18 protein-coding genes and 3 pseudogenes are annotated in these 21,946 nt (G+C 42.6%); 7 read left to right on the top strand and 14 right to left on the bottom strand.

Annotated features, from left to right (window positions below; translation table 11 throughout):
• Together QUB56_RS32830 and QUB56_RS32835 are read left to right on the top strand one after the other, a co-directional pair.
• Positions 1–440 (top strand): transposase (locus QUB56_RS32830; RefSeq protein ID WP_332960542.1); only part of this gene is annotated, 440 nt, incomplete at its 5' end.
• Positions 441–451: 11 nt separating this feature from the next.
• Positions 452–779, top strand: a pseudogene (locus QUB56_RS32835) (IS66 family transposase); the annotation flags it as partial.
• 989 nt (positions 780–1,768) lie between these two features.
• On the opposite strand, the gene QUB56_RS32840 reads toward QUB56_RS32835, so the two are convergent.
• From QUB56_RS32840 to QUB56_RS32860, 5 genes are all read right to left on the bottom strand, one after another.
• Positions 1,769–2,614 carry a WecB/TagA/CpsF family glycosyltransferase gene (locus tag QUB56_RS32840; RefSeq protein WP_332960543.1) on the bottom strand — a complete coding sequence of 282 codons (846 nt, stop codon included), beginning with the start codon at positions 2,612–2,614 and terminating at the stop codon, positions 1,769–1,771.
• A gap of 75 nt (positions 2,615–2,689) precedes the next feature.
• On the bottom strand, positions 2,690–3,772 hold the full coding sequence (locus tag QUB56_RS32845) for an NAD-dependent epimerase/dehydratase family protein (protein WP_332960544.1): 1,083 nt from the start codon (positions 3,770–3,772) through the stop codon (positions 2,690–2,692).
• A 59-nt stretch (positions 3,773–3,831) separates the two neighbouring features.
• Positions 3,832–5,118, bottom strand: a complete 1,287-nt coding sequence (locus QUB56_RS32850; RefSeq protein WP_332960545.1) for a glycosyltransferase family 4 protein — start codon at positions 5,116–5,118, stop codon at positions 3,832–3,834.
• Positions 5,119–5,160: 42 nt separating this feature from the next.
• Complete coding sequence (locus tag QUB56_RS32855) at positions 5,161–6,312, bottom strand: glycosyltransferase family 4 protein (RefSeq protein WP_332960546.1); 1,152 nt, start codon at positions 6,310–6,312, stop codon at positions 5,161–5,163.
• Positions 6,313–6,399: 87 nt separating this feature from the next.
• Positions 6,400–7,281: a glycosyltransferase family 2 protein gene (locus tag QUB56_RS32860; RefSeq protein WP_332960547.1), complete on the bottom strand. Its 882-nt coding sequence runs from the start codon at positions 7,279–7,281 to the stop codon at positions 6,400–6,402.
• A 47-nt stretch (positions 7,282–7,328) separates the two neighbouring features.
• On the opposite strand from QUB56_RS32860, the gene QUB56_RS32865 reads away from it, so the two are divergent.
• Positions 7,329–8,087 (top strand): FkbM family methyltransferase, encoded by a 759-nt coding sequence (locus QUB56_RS32865; RefSeq protein ID WP_332960548.1) that lies wholly within the window; start codon positions 7,329–7,331, stop codon positions 8,085–8,087.
• Here QUB56_RS32865 and QUB56_RS32870 read toward each other — a convergent pair.
• From QUB56_RS32870 to QUB56_RS32900, 7 genes are all read right to left on the bottom strand, one after another.
• Positions 8,084–9,349 (bottom strand): glycosyltransferase family 4 protein, encoded by a 1,266-nt coding sequence (locus tag QUB56_RS32870; protein WP_332960549.1) that lies wholly within the window; start codon positions 9,347–9,349, stop codon positions 8,084–8,086. The two genes, QUB56_RS32865 and QUB56_RS32870, sit on opposite strands and share 4 nt — an antisense overlap.
• Positions 9,350–9,382: 33 nt before the next feature.
• A complete protein-coding gene (locus QUB56_RS32875; protein ID WP_332960550.1) occupies positions 9,383–10,315 on the bottom strand; it encodes a glycosyltransferase family 2 protein in 933 nt (310 codons plus the stop codon).
• A 59-nt stretch (positions 10,316–10,374) separates the two neighbouring features.
• A complete protein-coding gene (locus QUB56_RS32880) occupies positions 10,375–11,352 on the bottom strand; it encodes a glycosyltransferase family 2 protein (RefSeq protein WP_332960551.1) in 978 nt (325 codons plus the stop codon).
• A 210-nt stretch (positions 11,353–11,562) separates the two neighbouring features.
• The gene (locus QUB56_RS32885) at positions 11,563–12,777 is read right to left on the bottom strand and encodes a hypothetical protein (protein ID WP_332960552.1); all 1,215 of its coding nucleotides are present in this window, start codon (positions 12,775–12,777) and stop codon (positions 11,563–11,565) included.
• The gene (locus tag QUB56_RS32890; RefSeq protein ID WP_332960553.1) at positions 12,774–14,111 is read right to left on the bottom strand and encodes a flippase; all 1,338 of its coding nucleotides are present in this window, start codon (positions 14,109–14,111) and stop codon (positions 12,774–12,776) included. Before QUB56_RS32890 ends, QUB56_RS32885 begins: the two co-directional genes overlap by 4 nt.
• A 694-nt stretch (positions 14,112–14,805) precedes the next feature.
• Positions 14,806–15,330 (bottom strand): hypothetical protein, encoded by a 525-nt coding sequence (locus QUB56_RS32895; RefSeq protein WP_332960554.1) that lies wholly within the window; start codon positions 15,328–15,330, stop codon positions 14,806–14,808.
• 60 nt (positions 15,331–15,390) lie between these two features.
• Entirely contained in the window at positions 15,391–15,663 is a 273-nt protein-coding gene (locus tag QUB56_RS32900; protein ID WP_332960555.1) for an oligosaccharide flippase family protein, read from the bottom strand.
• A gap of 154 nt (positions 15,664–15,817) precedes the next feature.
• On the opposite strand from QUB56_RS32900, the pseudogene QUB56_RS32905 reads away from it, so the two are divergent.
• Positions 15,818–17,282, top strand: a pseudogene (locus QUB56_RS32905) (IS5 family transposase).
• 388 nt (positions 17,283–17,670) lie between these two features.
• Here QUB56_RS32905 and QUB56_RS32910 read toward each other — a convergent pair.
• Positions 17,671–19,246 (bottom strand): annotated as a pseudogene (locus tag QUB56_RS32910) (IS5 family transposase).
• Between QUB56_RS32910 and QUB56_RS32915 the strand changes: the two are divergent.
• On the top strand, positions 19,236–19,685 hold the full coding sequence (locus tag QUB56_RS32915; protein ID WP_332960556.1) for a transposase family protein: 450 nt from the start codon (positions 19,236–19,238) through the stop codon (positions 19,683–19,685). The pseudogene QUB56_RS32910 and the gene QUB56_RS32915 overlap by 11 nt on opposite strands.
• A gap of 121 nt (positions 19,686–19,806) precedes the next feature.
• Here the strand turns inward: QUB56_RS32915 and QUB56_RS32920 are convergent, their stop codons facing one another.
• Positions 19,807–20,547, bottom strand: a complete 741-nt coding sequence (locus tag QUB56_RS32920; protein WP_332960557.1) for a transposase — start codon at positions 20,545–20,547, stop codon at positions 19,807–19,809.
• On the opposite strand from QUB56_RS32920, the gene QUB56_RS32925 reads away from it, so the two are divergent.
• Entirely contained in the window at positions 20,506–20,811 is a 306-nt protein-coding gene (locus QUB56_RS32925; RefSeq protein WP_332960559.1) for a hypothetical protein, read from the top strand. The two genes, QUB56_RS32920 and QUB56_RS32925, sit on opposite strands and share 42 nt — an antisense overlap.
• Before the next feature lie 278 nt (positions 20,812–21,089).
• Positions 21,090–21,701, top strand: coding sequence for a hypothetical protein (locus tag QUB56_RS32930; RefSeq protein ID WP_332960558.1), 612 nt, complete (start codon positions 21,090–21,092; stop codon positions 21,699–21,701).
• The last annotated feature ends 245 nt before the right edge of the window (positions 21,702–21,946 follow it).

Consider the following 21,946-nt stretch of genomic DNA (forward strand, 5'->3'; position numbering starts at 1 on the left):
TTTGGATAGGCAAGCGTGTAACAATTCTGCTGCCTATCTTTTTTTACCATAAGTTGGCTCAATCCTTACTAAGTATGGGTTTTGGGCTGGTTGTCACCCCCCCAGTATGCTTTGAGAAGTTTTTAGAGCTATTTGCCGCTGCTTATCCGGATGATTTACATATCATCCAACTAGACAATGGAGGATTTCATAATTCCTTGAACTTAAATATATCCGAAAACGTAATTTTATTGTTTCAACCGGCTTATAGTCCGGAAGTGAATCCAATAGAAAGGCTGTGGGGGTATATCAAGGAACAATTGAAATGGTTGAGATTTGATGGGATAGAAGAATTGAGAGAGACCTTGCAAAAAGAGTTAAAAAAGCTGACTAACGAAGTGATTGCTTCTTTGACGGGATATCCATTCAGATTAGAGAGTTTATCTGTAGCAGGAGTTTAGGAAAATGGTATAAGTGGATGGCACTGGCAGGGGGAGAAGCCAGTAAGCTTTGACGCTCGCTACGAAATAAAACAGATCTCCGGGTGGTATTTTTTAGACCATCCAGAGGTACCTCCAGACAATAACTTAGCAGAGCGAACACTCCGGCTATCCGTAACAAAAAGAAAGGTTAGTGGCGGTTCCCGTTCAATGGAGCGGTTTAAACATACTGCCAATTTATTAACGGTTGTATAAACTTGTCGTCGTCAAGGACGTTCTGTAATTGATTTTTTTGAGCAAGCTATAAAAGCGATGGTTAATCCAGATATGCAAGAACCATCTTTAATTCCTCCAATTTAGACCTGAATCCTTACAGTGCGATTAAGAGCGGGATAGCTGCGCTTCACGTACAGAGGAGGCGCTATCATAGTATATACCAGCCGCCGCCGGGACTCACTAATTTTTCCATGCAAAGGCGGCTCGACCTGCAGATTTGCTTCTGGGCTTCCCCTATGTGGGTGGCTGAAAGTCAGGATAAAAGCAGTATCTCTCGCGCCTACTTGTTTGTTTTGCAAGCTTTTATCACACACTTTCGGTAAAGATCGATCGCCCAGGAGAGCAAAAACCGATCGCCAAAATCAGCAATACCATCAAGGTTAGAGCTGCGCGGTCGAGAGGCTCGAATATTTTAAATTTTCCCACAAACATAAAATAGCCTGAATTTAGACTAGACTCCTTCCCAAACTTGAAAGCCTGCGCAGGCGGACTTTCAATACAAACAAGCAATCTCAAATAAAAAGTGAACTTTTATGCGATCGCCTCAAATCCATCGATCTGTTAAACTCAAATCTTGCACGTCTACTGGAAATTTATCGCGAACAAAAACCTCGTGGCTTTGCTGAGCTGTTCCAGTTCTTGAGACTTAATGCTCTTAGCGGTAAATCCCACTAATCCTAGTCGCCCAATTTCCCAAAATAGAAACATTGAACCCAATGGCGAAATCCAAGTCAATCCAGGAATAAATCAACACGAAAGCCAATCCTCTCTCCCAGAAATCAACTCTGACAAAATAGGAAACCTCGCCACCATAACTTTAGGCTGGGAGTGCGCTGGCTTTCGATAGCGAGCCATCCAAATGATACAACAAGGAAGGCTGACACTTCCTCTGTTACCTAGACAGTAACTTACAAAGCAAGCAAAACAGAAATTATAGAAAACAACCCATTAATTCTAGATTCCCATCGTCAAAAGTTTAAAGTCGAAAGCCAAAATAATTAATTATTACTTCTACTTTTGGCTTTTGGCTATTTATTAGTGAAAACTGAAAATTCTCCACAGCTCTGGAAATTTCAACCATACAATACTTCTTCTACAGGCGGCGTGGCGTCTGTGGGGTCGAACTGTTTGATTTTCAAAGCTTGCAGCAAAAACAGCCAGATATAAAGCGGATTCAAAAAAACATACCGCTTCCAAAGGCGCTTGGGTTCCTTAATCATCCGAAACAGCCATTCCAAACCTATTTTAGATAAAAACTCAGGAGCTTTAGCCAAATTACCCGAATGAAAATCGTAAGCAGCGCCTACAGCAATCAGCGGCATTGATAAGTCGTCCCGGTATTCGTAAGCCCAGACTTCTTGTCGCGGACATCCCAGACCGACAAAAGTAATTGCTGCACCGCTGTTGCGGATTTGCTGCACAATTTCTTGTTTCTCTTGGGGCGAAACCTGCCTAAATTTAGAAGGCTGAGTTCCAGCAATAATTAACTTGGGAAAACGCTTGCAGAGATTGCGAGATAAAGCCTCCAGTACAGAAGCTTTAGAGCCATACAAATAGATAGATAATCCTTCTTCTGCAGCACGTTCACAGATTTGTAACATCGTCTTCGGCCCGCCGACTGGATCGGGCAATTTCGTATGGTAGAGCAAATTTAACGCCCACCTGACCGGCTGTCCGTCTGGCAATACTAAGTCAATGTGATTGAGACGATAGCGGTGAGTGCTGTCTAGAACTCCAGTCATTACCCCGTGAACAGCTAAAGCCGAAACTGACATTGGTTTTCCGGCGCTGGCTGCCGCCAGAATTTTGCTAACAGCCGCTTCATAATTAACGGCATTAACTAATATGCCAAGTACATTCTTTTTCCCTTTATCAATCATGGGACACCCCTTTAAGCCAACGCTCGCTGTTACACTCATAAATCTCCTGTAAGATTTGTTTAACGTTGTATTCAATCGTTTACTCCAATTCCCAGCACATTCTTTTTGTCCTGCTCAATTATCTGAGCTTTCTTGAAGCCAACGCTCGCGGTTACACTCATAAATCTCCTTTAGGATTTGTTTAACATTATATTTCATTTTCCAGTCAGGATAGTGACTGGAAAATTTTGAATTGTCGCTAATCCACCAAATGTGATCGCCAATGCGATTCCCTTCAGCATAAGTCCAATTAAATTTGCGTGCCGCAATTTCCTCCGACATCTGGATAGCTTCTAACATCGAACAGTTGCTGTACCTGCCTCCTCCTGTATTATAAACTTGGGCGCTTCTGGGAGCTTTATAAAATTCATAAAATGCCGAAATTAAATCAGCGCTATGAATGTTATCGCGGACTTGCTTGCCTTTGTAGCCAAACACCGTGTAAGGAGTTCCCGTCACCGCGCACTTCATCAAGTAAGCGAGGAAGCCGTGCAATTGAGCTCCCGAGTGATTGGGTCCTGTCAGGCAGCCACCACGAAAACAAGCGGTGTTCATATTAAAATATCGGCCGTATTCTTGAACTAAAACGTCAGCCGCTACCTTAGAAGCACCAAACAAACTGTGCAGGCAGTGGTCGATTGACATATCTTCCCTAATGCCGGTTTCGTAAGTATGGCCTGGTTCAATTTCCCACCTGTGTTCTAATTCAATTAAAGGCAATTTGTTGGGTGTATCGCCGTATACTTTATTTGTAGAAGTGAAAATGAAAACCGCTTTAGGACTGTACAAGCGAGTTGCTTCTAAAAGATTGAGAGTACCGTTAGCGTTGACGGTAAAATCTATGTGAGGATCGCGGGCAGCCCAATCGTGGCTCGGTTGGGCTGCTGTGTGAATTACTAACTCGACCGACTCCCCGTACCGCTGAAAAATCTTGATAATGGCTTCATAGTCGCGAATGTCCACAGCTAAGTGATTATACTTGGTACCCAAAGAGTTTTCGAGCAGTTGGCGGTTCCAGTTTGTAGAACCATCAGCACCAAAAAAAAACTCGCGCATATTATTGTCGATGCCAACTATATCTAAGCCTTGTTTGGCAAAGAACTTACACGCCTCAGAGCCAATTAAACCCGCCGAGCCCGTAATGATTGCAACGCCCACGTTTCACCGCCTAAAAAAATATAGTTTTCTTTGTTTTGTGCGATCCTACAAATCAGAAGTTACTCTGATTTTCTATAGACTATATCTTCGCACAATTGGGCAAAGAATTTACCTTTGATATTCCAATCATATATTTCCCGGACGCGCGTTTGACCCGCTCGACCCAAGCGCGATCGCAATTCCCGATCCTGGGCTAAACACACTATAGCTTCTGCTAGACCTTGCACAGCGCAGTCCGGTTCCGTAGCAGCCACTATAATGCCCGTTTCGGCCGTCACTTGAGTAGCCGGCCCGCCCAAATCCAAACAAATCGTCGGACGGCCAACCCCCATCATTTCCGTACAGACAAAACCGCCAGAGTCATGCAAACTTGGATGGAGGAGAACGTGAGACTCCCCCATTTTAGAAAGAGTTTCAGTGCGAGATAAAGTTCCCCAAAAAAATACTTTATTTGCCAGTCCCAATTCTCTTGCCAAAGCTTCCAAACGCTGCCTTTCCGGGCCGTCTCCCACAATCCAGTATTCCGATTGTTCCAGCTTCGCCTCCGCAAATGCGCGGAGTCCCAAGTGGACCCCTTTCCAGTGTAAGAGACGACCGACACTGATGAATCTAATTGGTTGCTCCGGCGGGGTGGGAAATTGCTCGAGTTCTTGAATTTCTTGCTGTGACAAACCGACTTGCGAGAAAATCTTCACGTTTTTTGCTTTGAGAAATCGCAGTCTGGCTGCGGTTTCTTCCGTAGTTGCCAGCGCCACGGCACTGCGGCGCGCCGTCAGCCCCACAAACGGATCGCGTTCTCCTACGCTTTGAGCCAATGCTCGCAGTGTTTCGTAAATTTTGCCGCGGCGACTAAAATCTTGCCAAAAAGGCTTTGGTGCTGCTTCTGCACCCCCCACAGGCCCCCAAATAAAAGGATGCGGCAACAGCGCCAGGAAACTTGGAGACCAATACTTGACATAAGTTACGTGATGTACTATGTCAAAACCGATTTCGCGATCGAGCTTCCGAGCGATAAAATAAGCCCAGATTTGCCACAGATAGTAGTGAAGTTGCAGCAATCCTTGTCTCCCCTTCCAATCTTCGCTCCACCCAAAGGGATCGAAATAAACAAAGTGCAGGTTAGGCACTGGGTTCTGCTCTAGTTCTGCTTCAATGTACGATCGACAAAACTTGCGAGTAAATACCCAACTTTCGTGATGTTTAGCAGATTGGATAACAGTATTCCATCCTACTCCCTCTTCGGAGCCGAGATTCGGTTCGCAAGCAAACGCAGATAATAAAACTTTCATGACTAAGTGGTAATTGCTAATTGCTAATTGGTAATTTTTCCCTCTTGCCTCTTCCATCCCTCCCTTAAATCATTTAAAAAATCTGTTACCGAACTTGCTTCACCTATTCTCCATCAAAAAAGATGTAACTTCGACGTAAGCTTTAGCTGCTGTTTCCGGAGTTTTTTGAGAAATTATCTGTCGTGAACGCTCTCCCATCGACTCAATCAAATCAGGATGATCTAGAAAAATTTGCATTTTCTCCGCTAACTCTTGAGCACTGCTAGGGTCGAAAATATAACCGTTCTCGCCTGACCTAATTAACTCACAGGAAGCTGCACCATTTGAACACAATACTGGTTTTCCCAACACCATCGCTTCGGGTACAACCATACCCCAGACATCCTCAAAAGTAGGAAACACAAAAATATCAGCTTGCTGAAAATAAGCACCTAAATTTCCATATTCTACCCATCCTGCCCAAGTTACCTGCTCTTCAAAATTGCGCTCTTTAATAAAAGCTTCCAGTTCCTCCCGCTGATCTCCCTTACCAACAATCAACAGCGAATAATCAGCATACCCTTGACTTTTAAGAATAGCGCAAGCTTGTAAAAGCGTCTTAATTCCCTTTCTAGCTGTGAGCCGCCCTACATACAAAAAAATTGGGCTTTTTAACTGTAAATTTGGCAGCTTAGTTTGATCCAACCGTGTCATTAAAGCTCCCGCATCTGGAACAAGATAGGTCCTAGTAAAAATTTTTTGCTCCGGTACGTTAAGCGCTTCTATCAGATATTGTTTACCAGCATTACTGTTAGAAACAAAAGCATCGGCAAACCGCACCAGTATGCGGCGAACAAATGTCCGGAAACTGGAATCTCTAAAGTCTGTATTCGGGGAACTGCCATCATAAATAATCGCAATTTTCCATCCCATCAGTGGTTTTAACAAAGCCACAATTACAGTCCACAAAGAGAAAGCTTGGGGAAATACGACATGAGGTCGAAATTCCAGCAGATAGCCAATAATGGCTGGTGAGACTACAATAAACCCGCGATCGTAGCCTGTATTTATCTTTGTCGTTTGGACAAAACTCGTCTTTCCTACTAGCTGAATTGCCGACGATCCAGGGATTGTCGGATCGAATCCCGGCCAGACACCGCCGGTGTAAAACACAGTGTTGTTAAACACTTTCGTAAATTCTCTCAAAACAGGCTGCCAATAGGCTCCCAAACCCACTTCCGGGACAAGCCAAGCGATGCGGAGTTCATCCATGCTGTTTACCTTTAGTTGTAGCGACGACAAGAAAGCCGGCGGTATCGCCAAAAACCTTCCCCATTTCCTGTGCTTGCAAAAATACTATCAGCCGCGATAGCCTACAGATCCTCCGCGGAGCGAGATCAAAATCAACCTCAAATAAGGTAACAGCCAATATATCGGCCACAAGATATTCGTGTGCCGCTGTACCAGCACTTTCGACTCTTTTGGCCCAAAACCCTTGGGTTGCAGTACCTTTTTAAATCGATCGACCAAACTCATGTTCGGGTCTTCCCAACAGTTACCATCAGGCGGGTTGGTCGAGCAGGTGGCCACGTATCCAGGAACCACCCAAAGTGTACAATTTTGTTGCACCGCTCGCAAACCGTAGTCGATATCTCCCATGCTGTGGATGAATGCGGGGTCTAGGTTTCCCACTACTTCAACTACTGCTCGCGGTATCAAAACGCAGTTACCGTTCATAGTATGGCAAGGCTGAGCTTCCTCGCTCGGTTCCACGAGGCGAAAGTGCAAAGGATGCCACCAGCTAGTCCGCAACCAGCCTCCATAAGTCAGCGCCCCAGTTTCCGAGTCACGAGTAGAACCCACTGCAATAGCTCGCGTGTTGCCTTGCTCAGCTAAGCAGCGGGACGTTGCCAGCATTGTGTTCAAGGCTTCCTGTTCCAGTACAGTGTCATCGTTGAGCCAGAGGTAGTAGTCATAATTTTGCTTTATGGCTTCAGCAAATCCTTGCCGCATTCCTCCATTCCAAAACAGGTTCCCATCTCCGCGCAGCAATTTAACTTGCGGATAAGTCTCCTGGACAGCTTCGGCCGTACCGTCAGTGCTGGCATCGTCTACTAAGTACGCCACCAGCAAGACATCTGCAGGCAGCACCTGATTGAATAGCGCCGCGAGACTAGCTAAGGTCTTTTGCTTGCGGTTATGGCAAGTTATGATTGTTGCTATAGTGCTGTGTGGTTTCATCAGTCTATAATAGTTTCATTCAATATTATTGTAGTCTGGAAAAAAATATGAGGCAATCACTCAAAAAAATAGCGTATACAATACTTAAGCCTTTGGGATTCGATATCCCGCGTCAAGGCATGAGAACATCTATGTACGGCGTACTCGATCAGTTTATCAAGTTGGGTTTTCAACCAGAAACCGTTATAGATGTTGGGGTTGCTTACGGGACTTTTGAATTGTACGAAAAATTTCCCCAAACCAATTTTTTGCTGGTAGAGCCTTTAATCGAATACGAGAAAAATTTAAAAGAAATTTGTCAAAAATACAAAGCTCAGTATATCATGGCTGGTGCCGGCGCTCAAGCGGGAAAGATTACGATTAATGTTCACCCTCAACTTTACGGCTCTTCTACTCTCAAGGAGTCAGAGGGTAGTGTTGCCGACGGTGTTCCCAGGGAAATTCCTCTGGTTGTCCTTGATGATTTGTGCCGGGAAAGAAACTTAAAAGGGCCTTATTTATTGAAGGTAGACGTGCAGGGCGCTGAGCTTAATGTTTTAGACGGCTCTCGGCAGGTGCTGGAGGATACAGAAATAATCATTCTGGAAGTATCCCTGTTTGAATTCTTTGTCGGCGGGCCACAATTATACGATATCGTCAGTTATATGAAAGAGCGCGGATTCGCCACCTACGATATTTTTGGGGGTTACATCCGTCCCCTCGACGGAGCTTTAGCTCAAGTAGACATGGTGTTTGTTAAAGAAAACGGACAATTTAGAAAGTCTAATTTTTTTGCTACGCCAGAGCAGCGGAAACGGTTGGTTTAAGGGGCGGTGCTGTTTGAAGCGCTGGCGAGTTGGGAAAAAAGAGACAAATAGCGCCTAGCTTGTATGTCTAAGGTAAATTCTTGTTCCACTTTTTGACGGGCCCTGGCGCATAGTTTTTGGTGCCGCTCCGGATCTTCGAGTACCCATGCAATACCTCTTGCTAAGTCTTCTGTTTCATAAGGTTTAGCTAAATAGCCATTTGAACAGTGTTCGATCATATCCGGCAGTCCCCCGATCTTGAATGCGACGCTGGGGATGCCGCAGGCTCCAGCTTCCATGACCGTGTTGGGCAAATTATCGTAAACAGAAGGGGCGACGAAGACATCTGCTGCTGCATAAACTGTTGCTAGGGAAATATCATCTGCTAGATTACCCAAATAGTGAGCTTTAAAACCCAGTTCAACGGCATTTTCCGGTTGAGAAGAACCAAAAACTAGCAGCTCTATCCGATCTTTCCAGCCCGACTTGCTCAGGCTTTGCAAAGCGGATACTAGCAGATTAAACCCTTTCCAGCGATCGCCAGTTCCACCTGCACCTCCAAAGAGTACAATTTGTTTATCTTGAGGTAAATTCAGGATTTCTCGCGCCCAGTGACGATTTATGGGTTTGTACTTTTGAGTATTGATGCCATTAGGAATTACTTCAACTCGAAAATCTTTGAATAAAGAACTAGAATTAGCGCATTTAGCCAACCAAGCACTAGGGCTAACCAAAGTTAGGTCAATATTTTTCCAACCTTTAGCTTTCCGCTGCCACACCCACCGCGACAGATCCGACTCTTTGGTGCTGTGCAGTTGCGGGCAGCTACCGCAAGATTTAGTGTAGCGATCGCACTCTTCGCTGTAGTGGCATCCACCTGTAAAAGGCCACATATCGTGGAGCGTCCAGACTAGGGGTTTATTAAACTTCGGAACAGTTTCTACTTGCATATAACCCCCACAAACCCAGTGCAGGTTAATAATATTTGGTTGAATTTTGGCAACTCTAGCAGCCAGGGAGTCCGGCAGCCATTGTGGAGAAAATATACCACGATTTCTCTCAGGGTAAAGTCGCAATGGCGAGTTTGATATAGTTGAAATAATCTTATCAAACTTATTCGCAATACCATTCTGTGACAAGATTACGTTCGGCTCGCCACTTTTCTTATTTTGCACCAGCATTTGCGAAGACACGCCAATTCCCTGCAAACCTTGGTGCAGTCTATAAGCGGCGCGGGCTGCACCGCCTTCAATATCAGAAGTATTGATAAGTACAACCTTCATTTCCCTGCCTATCCTCTTGAGTTATCTCGGATTTTACTTGTTTTTTTTCAACAGTTTCTGGATTTTATTTTGCACTTTCTTCAGCAGGGGCGGATCGTAATCATACAAAGTATTTTGAGTAAAATTATCTGCTTGCGTATCCCTAATTGCAAAAGGCGGGTGTTTCAGCGGAAATGTTAGAACTTCTGCTGGCATATTATTGTAGGGACTGCTGGCATCCCCCGTGTGGGTTCCTCCCGTACCGTGTCCGATGTTAGAAGCTAAATTAACATTCGCCAGAATATTCATACCATTTTGAATAAAGCTAGCAAAAGCCCACTGGAAATCCCAAGTATCTATTTTCCCCTCATAACAAAGCTGAAAGGTCTTTGTCCAAACTTTTACAGCGTGCGAGTCTCCCAGTACATCAGCCAAAAAATTACCATCGCGAATTTCCGGCCACAGCTTCATGTCTAAATCATAGTGCTGCCAAGCTCGCCTCCAACTTGCCCAGCTCCAGCAGTGATTGTAGCGAGAAAAGTAGTAGCTGTAATCAGTTCTTTTTCGCCCGAACTGAACATTTTGACCGGAGATTGACATGATCCGCCGATCGTCTCGGTAGCGTTCGAGCAATTCCTCAGCGAAACGGAAAAATGTAGGATGAGGCAGACAGTCATCCTCAATAATAATTGCCTCTTCAACCGTATCAAACACCCAATTTATACCACTAGAAACCCGCCGCCGACAGCCGAGGTTTACGTCAGCGTAATTTTTCAAAACTTCGCAGTCCCAATCTACTCGGTCAATAATCGCACGAACCTGAGCACACTCTTGGTCTTCCCCTGGTCTATCTGCACGGGGGCCATCAGCAACGACTAACAGCTTAGGCGGTTTTACCTTGCGAATTTCTGCAAACACCTTTTGGGTTTCTTCGGGGCGTTTAAAAATAATAAATGCAACGGGGGTTTGGATTTGGTAATTCGACATTTCTTAAACTCTACTTATATAGTTTGTAATTTGACTTATGTATACCAGATCCTTATAATTTAGTTTTTATTGGGGGGATTGATTAATTGCTGGTTAGCGACATCTATCCTATTTTGTAGCTCGCCACTGCTAATAATCGAACCATAGGCATCGTAAAATCTTCTGCCATTAATAATTGATTGTTTTTTCACCCTTTCACTATTAAAAATTCTCATGCCGCCAGTACCAACATATCTCACAAACGGGCAGGAATATAATCCTACCTGGTATCCAGCTAACCAAGCTCTCACACTCACCTCGTCGTCGTCAAACTGAAAAGGAGCGTAATCTTGATTAATACCTCCTATTTCCAAAAACTGCTTTCTTCTCAAAAATGTTGGGGCTCTATTCACAGAGGTAGTAAACATAAATGGTACACCAGATTTGGCTTCTATGTAGTGAGGTGTGGGATACATCCTGTGCTTAAAAAGTCCAGGCCAATTCCCTATGTCTCCAATCCTACTATAGGTTGGTTCTTGATTCGGAATCACTGCCTCAGGCATTAAGAAATCTATACCTTCTCTACCACCTAATATTAGTAAATCTGGTAAAGCTTCAAACAAAGCGAGTGCTTGCTCTACCCAAGCATTATTGCCGGGAGGGATATCATCATCTTGAAGCAAACAAACAAATTCGCCTTTCGCCATCCTGATCGCTCGATCGTAGGTCCTCACCTCGAACAAGTCATTACAGCGCAGGAGAAAGTCATTGCGCCTGTTAAGGTATTTCATCCACTCTTCGTAAGAACCATCGCTAGAGCCATCATCAATAACTATCAGTTCTTCAGCAGAGGTTAACCTGAGTGCATTGATGATACTGTTAATATTAGGCTTTTTATTAAAAAATTGTACAATGATTGAAAGTTTGGGGCTGTCTGTGTAAATTGAGCTTGGTTCGGAAGTTTGAGAAATGGCAACTTTTTTCTGTATCTTTTGCTCGTGTCTATGATTAGCTAATTGTAACCATTTGCGAACCAACTTTGCTTTGAGAGACTCCATCGCTTCTCCTCAGTAAGATTTTACTGTAAAACTTTTAGCAGGGGTAATTGAGCACGCAGCTCAATAGCACTTTGTTAGGGCTGGAAAATTTTGTAGTACAGGACGCGGCTTGGAAAATTCAATGCGTGTTAGCTTAACTATACCAGAAAAAGGTAAAGTTGACAATCTCAATCCACAAGGGGGCCTTAAGATTTATTCACTTCCTCTTATCTACTCTTCTCCAGGAACTAAATCAACAACATCAGCAGTCATTTGCGATTTAAACTCACAGTAACTCAGCATCATCCAAGCAGCGATGTTGGCTAGCACTGAAATACTCATCTGAACTGGCAGAAATCGATACCGGAAAGTAGCCAGCCGGGGATCAGTTTCTTGGTAAAGGATGTCTTGAGCAAAGTTACCCCACCGCTTATCTATCAAATCAAGTGTCATGCCGGCATGGCCAGAAGGCAGCAGCATATTAGATCCATGCAAACCAATTACTAGACGGCTCGTCGCGTAAACTTTACACATTTCTATTTCCGTTTTAGCATCAAACTTATCAACTCTATGGTCTTCAATCCATTCAGGAAATTTACTTGTTTTCCCTAGACCTACAACAGCAAATTTGGCTTCAGGAAGCCGCTTACGCATTTTTTCAAATAACCTCCGCACTTTCCAATTTTGGATGGCGCTTCCCAGATACAACATTTTGACTTTTCTAAGAATTCGGAAAAGTAAACTGTTGCACCATATCCGATCTTCACGCCAGACAAAGCTGATTTTAAATTCTTTTTGCTCAAAATTATGTTTGGGAACTCTAGTAAATCTTGTGATGTCGAATTGGCTTGGATGGGAATGTGCTTTACTTATATAAATTTCATCATAACGGCGAAATTGTTCGGCAACAAAATTCTCAAAGCTGGGATAATAGCATGAACCTTTATGTAGGGATATATTGACTGTCCATACTTCTGATACTCCCTCGGGAACCATCCATCTTAGAAACTTTGGTACTATGACGACTAAGCCACAATCGGAATCAGAATCTAAATGCCTTTGGGCATTCAGCAGCTTTAAAAAGCAGTGTCCATAAAGATAATCAATACAGTTTAAGACGATGATGCGCCGACACTCCCGGAAAACCTCTTTCTGAATTTCTAGCTCTTCATTTTCGGGATTTTGGAGAGCTTCTAAAAGGGGTTTAACAAACCATTCTTTATTGTTTTCGTTAGACCAAATTACTTTTTTTGCTAAATCAATTTGGTAGGGACTATGAACCGAGTGAGCCACTCTCAACCCTTCGATGAATTCGCAATTGCAGTCACTGCACTTAGAAATTACACAAATTTGCATTCCGGGCCAGAATACCCTGATCGGTGTGAGTGGCTGACCCGAATAGGGGCAATTAGATTTATGCTGAATGTTTGGTTTAATTTCAATCATTTTATTAATCCTCTGATTCTATAAGCTGCCTGGTATAAGTTAAGAGAACGCCAGATTAATCGTCCAAAAGGCCGCAATTCCTTAATTAAGAAATTGACTAAAATAATTACGTAAAAATAAGTAATTAGAGTGGCCGCAGTAGCACCAAAAGCTCCATACTTAGGAATGAGCCACCAGTTTAACCCCACATTTAAAATCGAGCCGATTACAGTCAAGTAAAGACTGTAGCGCAACTGACCCTCGATCGTAAAATAGGTGTTCCGCGCTACTCCAAAGTTACTCCCAAATTGCGCCCAAACATAGATTGCCAGTACCGCTGCTGAATTAGCATACTTTTCACCGTAAAGTAGGTGCACTATCCACGGAGAAAGTAAGGAAATCGGGATTGCCACTCCCAACCAGAAAATCATCATCGTATCACAATAAATTTGAAATTTATTTAGATATTCTGCATAATTTCTCTCTCTCAAATTCGCTAATTTGGGAAAAACAGAGGAAGATATTATCATCGGCAAGAAATCGCAGATTTCCGATATTTTAACAGCCGCCGCATAATATCCCAGTTCAACATTTTTATTCATCGCACCCAGCATAAGCTGATCGGTTTTCGAGTACAAATAAACAGCCAATCCAGACAAAAGTATCGGCCAACTCTCCCGCAGCAGTTCCTTGCACCTGTCCCAACTGAATTGCCAATCCTGAATCTTATTTCCTGTAAGGCGATAAAAATATACAGAAGCTATTCCTACGATCGCCACCTCTGCCAATCTCATGCAGGCGAAGGCAAGCAGCGGTGCCTTAATCAACACCAATCCAATTCTGACTCCGGCAACCAAAAAACATACCGAATTCTTCGCCAGGACTATATATTTTGACTGCATTTGGGACTGGAACCAAAAATTGATCCCCTCAAAAGCCTGAAAGATAGTTCCGGCGGCGATGATGCCCACCAGCCAGCGAGTCAGGCTGTCGTCAGGTTTGGATAGCGAAATCACTGCGACAGTTAACACCAGAGTGATGCAGCCGCCAGTAAATTGCAGGCCGAAGGCAGTCCCCAGCGTTTCGTTTTTGCATTCAGGATTGCGAGCGATATCGCGGATGATGATGCTGCCCAAGCCCATTGACGCTACCGAACTAAAGACCGACACAAAGGCGATCGCGTAGTTGAGCAAGCCAAATTGAACGGGCCCCAGATAGCGGGCTACCCAAAGACCTACCACCAAACCCAGACCCATTTGCAAAATTTGGTCAGTGAACAACCACGCCAGATTCGCGAGTACTTGACGGAGACCAGGCCCGAGTTTTTGACTGGCCACAGTTAGCTTCTCTAACATCAGAAAGTTTTGAGTCCTTATAACAACAAATAAATATGTTTTTTGAGCCATCAAGAAGGAATTAACAACCAGGCTTCTTATGATATACTATCATAAATTTTACCCAAAATTAAACATTTATTGAAAAACTTCTCGCTGTTCTAGTTGAGAATTTTTTCATTGGTTTGAGTACCTAGCCAACATCGGAACCATGCGAGCGGTACCGGAGGTTTGGTTAAATTGCAATAACTCGATCGCTCTGAGCAGCCGAGAAGCTACTTTGTATAAATTCAACGAGCCAAGAATTAAACTTCCGAAATATTTTAATTATTTTATGTAAAAATATACTAAAATACTTACATAAGAATAAGTTATTAAAGTTGACACTGTTGCTCCCAAGGCTCCATATTGAGAAATCAGTAGAGAGTTCAATACTATAGGAAAAATTTAGCCTGATACCGTCAAATAAAGATTGTATCGCAGTTGAGCTTCGATAGCAAAATAGGTATTTATAGCTATCCCGAAGTTGTTGCCAAATTGAACCCAGACGTAGATTGATAGCAGCCTAGCTGAAGCTGCATATTCCTCGCCGTAAAGAGTCTAGACGATGAAACGAGCTAGCAGAGAAATGGGCAGTGCTACTCCCAACCACAAAAATAACATAGTATCGAGTAAATCTGAAACTTTTTTAGATATTCGGCATAATTTGTTTCTATTAACTGTGCCAGTTTGGGCTACATATGATAATCAGTGCCCAGAAATCGCAAATTTCCGACAGTTTAACTGCATCTGCGTCATATCCTAACTCAGTTTTATCTACAGAACCGAGCATAATCATATAGATTTTGGAATAGATGAAAATCGCCAAGCTAGACAGCACCAGTGGCCGGCTTTCCTGAAGCAGTTGTTTGCCTCGCTGCCAACTGACTCGCCACAACTTGAAATTATTGCCCCTGTTTTGATAGACAAGTGCGATCGCCAATCCCGCCAAAGCCACCTCTGCCAAAGTCACCCAAGCAAAAGCAATCACCCGTGCTTGGACAAGAATCAATCCGGTGCGGATTCCTGCAACCAGTAAAGATACGGAGTTTTTAGCAACAGCGGTATACTGAGATTGAACTTGGGAGTGAAACCAAAAGTTTATTGTTTGACAGGATTGAAACATAGTTCCGGCTGCGACGATCCTCACCAACCAGAGAGTCAAACTCTCCTTGAGATTCACTACCGCAATCGCTGTCACCGCCAGCAGTAAAATAATGATTCCCCCTGCCACTTGTAGGATAAAAGCAGTCCCTAGAGTTTATTCCTGGCATTCGGGCTCGCAAGCAATATCCCGCACCACAAGAGTATTCAATCCCATCGTTGCCACGGAAGCAAACAGCGACACAAGGCCGATCGCGTAATTGAGCAAGCCAAATTGTGTCGGCCCCAGATAGCTTGCCACCCACACTCCGACCAACAAACCCACACCCATCGGCAAAATTTGGTCAGTCAGCAGCCAAACCAAATTGCCAATTAACAAACCCATGCCGACACCTAGCTTTTGACTTAGCGCCGTTAGCTTATGTAACATCAGGAAGTTTTGGTTCTACCGAACCTAGTATGTAGGGCTTGCTGAATCAGTGGTTCAAGTAAACACTATATGGATTTGCCGACCAAAAAAGGTAGTAAGGGTGCAAGAAAAACAGGTAAAATAGCTTAAAACCCGTGCATCATCATCCCTGACCATGTACAGAAAAGCTGAGTCTGTTCCCAGCGAACCCCTTGACTTTGAACTCCCCAACGGATGCAAGTTAGCAGAAGATAACCGTTGGGTCAAGATGGCCCAACTAATTCCTTGGGCGGAATTTGAAGAAGCTTATGCTGCCAATTTCCCAACAGAAATGGGCGCGCCTGCCAAGTCATTTAGGATAGCGTTGGGGGCATTAATTATCAAAGAGAAACTCGGAATTAGCGACAGAGAGACAGTAGAAAAAATCCGTGAAAACCCCTACCTGCAATACTTTATTGGTCAATCAACCTATAGTAATGAACTCCCATTTGACCCATCGCTATTAGTCCACTTCCGGCAACGAATTAGTGCCGAGTTAGTTAATAAAGTCAATGAAAGAATGGTCAAAAAAATCTGGGAAACTACCCCAAGCCCGCCCGAAAAAAAAAAGGATTCGGTCGCCAAAAATGAGTCACTCAATCAAGGAAAATTAATCATAGATGCGACCTGCGCTCCAGCCGACATTAGCTATCCGACGGACTTAGGACTATTAAACCTTGCCCGAGTTCATACCGAAAAAATCATTGACATCCTCTATCAATCTCTCAAAGGACAAATCAAGAAAAAACCCAGAACCTACCGAAACCTCGCGAGAAAAGACTACTTAGCAGTAGCTTGCGCAACGACGACCCACCCGAAATAAAAAAATCAATGCCCTGAAAAAACAACTGCAATATATTAAAAGAAACGCTTCTCATATTGAACAGCTAGTTGAATCAGGTGCTACCCTACAAAGTCTGAGCAAAAAACAATATAAAACCAGGCTAGTTCTAACAGAAGTTTATCGCCAACAGTGCTGGTTATTGGAAAATAATAAACAGAGTATAGAGGATAGAATAGTAAGTTTAAGTCAACCGCACATCCGTCCCATTGTGAGAGGCAAAGCAGGAAAACCAGTAGAGTTTGGAGCCAAACTGTCAGCTAGTTGCTTTGAGGGATATGTATTTTTAGACCGGGTAAGTTGGAATAACTTTAACGAATCAGGAGACTTAAAAGCACAAGTAGAAGCCTATTATGTCTTTACAGGATACTATCGGTGAATCAGTCCACGCAGCTCGCATTTATCGAACCAGAGAAAACCGAGCATGGTGTAAAGAAAGAGGAATTAGAATCAGTGGGCCTCCGTTAGGAAGACCACCAGCAACTATTAGTAAAGAAACAAAAAAGCAAGCCTGGGAAGATGAGAGGACTCGTCAGGCAATTGAGGGTAAATTTGGGACTTGCGGAAAAGAAGATTTAGCTTGAATCGAGTAATGGCTAAACTTGATAATACTTCTGGTACAGCCATTGCTATTATTTTTTTAGTAATGAACCTTTCTACCTGGTTAAGACGGGTTTTTTGTGTGTTTTTATGTCACAAACCGAAAATCACACCTGTTTATGGGTCAGTCATTATCAAAAGCTATAAGTGGGCAAGTTAGAGAAAACAAAAAGTTATGTTTCGCCGAGCTTGAATCATCCATCAATTGCGATCGCGATTTTTTTTAACTTATTCAGCAAACCCTATGTAAAAAAGTTAATAATTTTTATAAAAATTAACTATAAACTATATAAATTAGGTGCTGGGAAAGCAAGTAGATATTGACTTACAGGTATTTTTGTGATTAAATAAAGTTAGATTTTACATAAATTAAAATAAAAATTATACTTAGGGCTGACAATCCTCAACTTCATCTAATGACCAAACTCCTTAATATTGAGGGAGTGACTGTCAAAAATTATCAGATTATTGAAAATATAGGAATCACGATTTACTTAGGGTTTGCTGAATAATCCATCGCAAACTAATAACAGGAGCGATCGATCTATTCAAGGCGAGTTAAAGATGAGTTTTTCCTGCCTCACTTTGAGTGAAATATAAGCGCAAATTATGTTAATCCCAAAAACAGGGATTGTTTTCCCCCAAGGGCATAAAAACCCACAAAAAACCCGACGCCACCAGGTAGAAAGGTTGATGACTAAAAAAGTAATAGCAATAGCTGTCCGTGAAGTGTTCTCAAGTTTTGTCATGATGCGAGCCAGACTAAATCTACGTTTTCCTTCCCCAAACTTGCCCTCAATTGCATTTCTAATTCTTTCATCATATGCAGCTTGCTTCTTTCTTTCTTTACTCACATTTCCTGGGGGTCTTCCTAGGGGTAGTCCACTGATTCTAATGCCTTTTTCATGACACCAAGCTCGGTTTTCTCTTGTTCGATAAATGCGATCTGCATGAACTGACTCTGGATAATACCCTGTGAATCTATAATAAGCTTCTACTTGTGCTTTCAAGTCCCCTGATTCGTTAAAGTTATCCCAGCTCATCCGGTCTAAAAATACATATCCTTCAAAACAACTGGCTGATAGTTTTGCTCCAAACTCTACGCTTTTCCTCTGACTATAGAACGAATATGGGGTTGACTTAAACTTACTATTCTATCCTCAATGCTCTGTTTATTATTGTCAAATAACCATTGCTGTTGGCGAGAAACTTCTGTGAGGACTAGCCTGGTTTTATATTGCTTTTTGTTCAGCCGTTCGAGGGTCGCACCTGACTCGATTAAGCTGTTGCGCATTTAAAATGGCTATTTCTGAGGTTGAAATCCTTGACTGGCTTAGATAGCATCAAAAATTTACATGATGAACAGCTTAGCTGTTCAATATGAGCGAGGTTTGTTTTGATATATTGAAGTTGTTTTTTAATTGCCTGTCTTTTTTTGTTGCGGGATGGTCTTCTTTGTTTGGCTATTAATAAGTAATCTTTTCGGGCGAGATTACGGTAGGTTCTTGGTTTTTTCGGGATTTTATTTTTGAGCTGTTTATACAGGATATCTAGGATTTTTTCGGTGTGAACTCTGGCTCGGTTTAATAGTCCTAAGTCGGTCGGATAACTAATATCGGCTGGAGCACAGGTTGCATCTATGATTAGTTTTCCGCGATTGGGTGACTCATTTTTGGCGTCCAAATCCTTTTTTTTTCTGGTTTTACTGGTGGGATTTATCGCATTTTTTCAACCATGCGTTCGTTAACTTTATTAATTAGGTTGGGACTAATATGCCCCTCGAAAGTGTACTAATAGAGATGGGTCAAATGCGAGTTCATTGCTGTAGTTTGATTGACCGATAAAGTATTGTAGATAGGGGTTTTCCCGGATTTGTTCTACTCTTGGACGATCGCTAATTCCTAACTTTTCTTTAATAATTAATGCCCCCAATGCCATCCTAAACGATTTGGCGGGTGTACCCTTCTCTGCGGGGAAGTTGGCCGCATATTCTGATTCAAATTCATCCCACGGGATTATTTGGGCCATTTTTACCCAACGGTTGTCAGCAGACAACCTTCCTCCGAAAGGCAGTTCAAACTCGGATGGGCGACTTGGGGCAAGCTCAGCTTTTTTGTACCGGATCGCAGGTGGTGATGCACGGCGTTTGACCTATTTTACCTGTTTTTCTTGCACTTTACTCTTGATCGCGCGATCTCTTAACCCAGACCACGTAATATGCGATCAATTATTCAGCAACCCCTACTTAGATAATAACAACAAAAAAGCCATTGGCCCCGACTGTGGGAAGAAAACTGATAAACTCCATCAAAATCATTATTATGTAGTGAGCGATTTGCCGTTTGGAGAGCAAAAAGTATATTTACAAGTAAATCGCCGTCCAATGAGGTGTGAAGGTTGCCCAAAAAAATTTAGTGAAGACTTAGAATTTGTTAAAAAAACTAGAACTTATACACAGAGGTTGAAAAAAAAGATTTTGTCAGAATTATTAGAAAGCGAACTCAAAAATATGGCTCAAAGGAATAGAGTTAGCGAACAAGAAATAGAAACCTTGGGGGGGTGACAAAGAGGTCTACGAGATAGACTGTATAAGAGTTGCAGTCCGCATACCTTGTTGATAAAAGCGGGATGCTCTCGTTAACTTTATTAACTGTTCCATCTCCAAAGAATATTGTTCTAGATAATTAACCCACTTTTCTCCATCTAAACCAACACCAAATGTACTCCGTCTGCCATATCTTTTCTTGGGTTCTTTGCGACGATATACATATTCTTGTACCTGCTTTTTCTTCAGTGAGCGTACCTTGAAATATTGCTGAACTATACGCAAGTGTCATGAGCAGAATCATGTTAATAAGTCTGTTTGGTTTGAGGCTTGTTCCTTCAAGATCGTAGCCGAATGTTTTACAATCTCGGAACATTTTTTCAATTCCCATCCGCTGCTTATAAGCATTGAGCGCTGCTCCCAACGAGCCTAAGTTTGTGAGAATAAACCACGCTTCATCAACCTGACATGCCGCATAGTTTCTTTTCCATTTACAAGCAACATCAAATCCAGTAGCAGGCTGAGTTTTTCTTACTCTTTTACCTTGAAAATATAAAGAGGTTCTGGGTACTATTCCTAATTCATCTAACCGTTGCCAAACTAAATGTTCTATTTCTATACAATCATTCCTCTTCAGTCTCAAACAAAAATACACACCCTTTTCTTTCAGCCAGTTTGCCAAGTCGATTGAACAAAATTCACGGTCTCTTAAAACGATAACTTTATATTGGGAAAATAATCGTAAAACAGGCTGTAGATTTGCAGGAGAGTTCGTCGAAGTTGGTGACGGGGTGACAACCCCGTCGAAAGCTTTCCCTGTGGAGCTTTGGGACGTTTTGTGGTAAAAAAAGATGGGGTCGTGATTCTGAAAAAGCCCCATCTGTTAAATATGTTTCCTTCATTTTACCAAATCCACCTACAACAACAACTAAAAGCCACCGAATATCTGACTCTAAAGATTTTGGTATATCTGCTTGCTTGCCATAAACAAGTCAGCCTGGAATTGCTAGCTTCTTTAATGCCTTATCCGATTCAATTTGAAAGCCGCAGGCGCAGCAAACACAAGATTTTTCAAATTGGATTGCCTGCAAATAGAACGCCTGTGGTTCCCTATCGTTCAAGAAATATTGAAGGAAAAATTTAAAAATCATAAATCGTTAAAGGTAGCTATCGATCGCACACAGTGGCGATCCAAAAACGTTTTTGTAATTAGTCTGATTTGGGACAAGCGAGGTATCCCTTTATACTGGCAACTCTTAAACAAAAGGGGTAGCAGTAATATCGCGGAGCAGCAAGCTCTAATTAGCCCGGTAAAAGAATTGCTTAAAGATGATGAAATAATTATCTTAGGCGACGCCTGAATTTGGGAGCGTCAAGCTGGCGTCTTGGCTGTGTGAGCAGCAAGTAAAGTTTGTTCTTAGAATTAAACAGGAGCGTTATATCCAATCAGAAGAAGCCGATTATGTCCACTTATCTGAGGTAGGATTACTGCCAGGAAGTAGCTTTTATCTAACCGGAGTTAATGTGACCAAACAAAAAGGGTTTGGTTCTTTTGATGTTGCCGGTTATTGGCGACGTAAATATCGAGGAAAAGTTGATGATCAAGGTTGGTATCTGCTGACTAATTTAGGGGGATTGAAGCCAGCAATTGCTGCTTTTAAATGTCGCAGCGGTATTGAAGCTATGTTCAAGGACTGTAAGACAGGTGGTTACAATTTAGAGAAGAGTCACGCTAACAATGAGAGGCTAAAAAACTTAATCTTAGTCATTGCTATTGCTTACAGTTGTGCTGTTCTCCAAGGGCAAAAAATTAAGCAAATGGGAATTCAAAAATATACGGGACGCTTGACTGAATGCAAGCGTTCGCATCGCCGTCATAGCAGTTTTTGGATTGGATTATATGGTCAATCTTGGGTGGTTGGAATGGAGTTTTGCCAAGAAATAATTGCTGAATTAATGAGAATTAGACGTAACAAGCTGCAATTTTTTCAGAGGGGTTTGAGAGCTATGTCCTTGATTTTATCAGGATTTTGACTCTGTTGTCACTCCGTCAGTCGAAGTTGCTGCTTTCCAATTTTCGCAACAATGACCAGTATAATGGAATTGCTCTTCGCTCCCTGATTAGGCTGACCATAAACAGATTAATACACGCCCATTGACTGCGGTCGATGGATCTTGATAAACTTTGACCAACACGGCAATAAGTGGTCAACCAATAAGTAATTAATGGGAACCAAATTAATTCGATCGCTCTCGTGAGGTAAATCTAAAAATCTTTG

Origin of the sequence: Microcoleus sp. AR_TQ3_B6, assembly GCF_036702785.1 — a bacterium.
Lineage (GTDB): Bacteria > Cyanobacteriota > Cyanobacteriia > Cyanobacteriales > Microcoleaceae > Microcoleus.

Bases quoted from the DNA above. Each gene is read 5' to 3' on its own strand.
- QUB56_RS32840 (WP_332960543.1), bottom strand. From the start codon at position 2,614: ATGAGTGTAACAGCGAGCGTTGGCTTAAAGGGGTGTCCCATGATTGAT.
- QUB56_RS32850 (WP_332960545.1), bottom strand. From the start codon at position 5,118: ATGGAAGAGGCAAGAGGGAAAAATTACCAATTAGCAATTAGCAATTAC.
- QUB56_RS32855 (WP_332960546.1), bottom strand. From the start codon at position 6,312: ATGGATGAACTCCGCATCGCTTGGCTTGTCCCGGAAGTGGGTTTGGGA.
- QUB56_RS32860 (WP_332960547.1), bottom strand. From the start codon at position 7,281: ATGAAACCACACAGCACTATAGCAACAATCATAACTTGCCATAACCGC.
- QUB56_RS32865 (WP_332960548.1), top strand. From the start codon at position 7,329: ATGAGGCAATCACTCAAAAAAATAGCGTATACAATACTTAAGCCTTTG.
- QUB56_RS32870 (WP_332960549.1), bottom strand. From the start codon at position 9,349: ATGAAGGTTGTACTTATCAATACTTCTGATATTGAAGGCGGTGCAGCC.
- QUB56_RS32875 (WP_332960550.1), bottom strand. From the start codon at position 10,315: ATGTCGAATTACCAAATCCAAACCCCCGTTGCATTTATTATTTTTAAA.
- QUB56_RS32880 (WP_332960551.1), bottom strand. From the start codon at position 11,352: ATGGAGTCTCTCAAAGCAAAGTTGGTTCGCAAATGGTTACAATTAGCT.
- QUB56_RS32885 (WP_332960552.1), bottom strand. From the start codon at position 12,777: ATGATTGAAATTAAACCAAACATTCAGCATAAATCTAATTGCCCCTAT.
- QUB56_RS32890 (WP_332960553.1), bottom strand. From the start codon at position 14,111: ATGTTAGAGAAGCTAACTGTGGCCAGTCAAAAACTCGGGCCTGGTCTC.
- QUB56_RS32900 (WP_332960555.1), bottom strand. From the start codon at position 15,663: ATGTTACATAAGCTAACGGCGCTAAGTCAAAAGCTAGGTGTCGGCATG.
- QUB56_RS32920 (WP_332960557.1), bottom strand. From the start codon at position 20,547: ATGGGGCTTTTTCAGAATCACGACCCCATCTTTTTTTACCACAAAACG.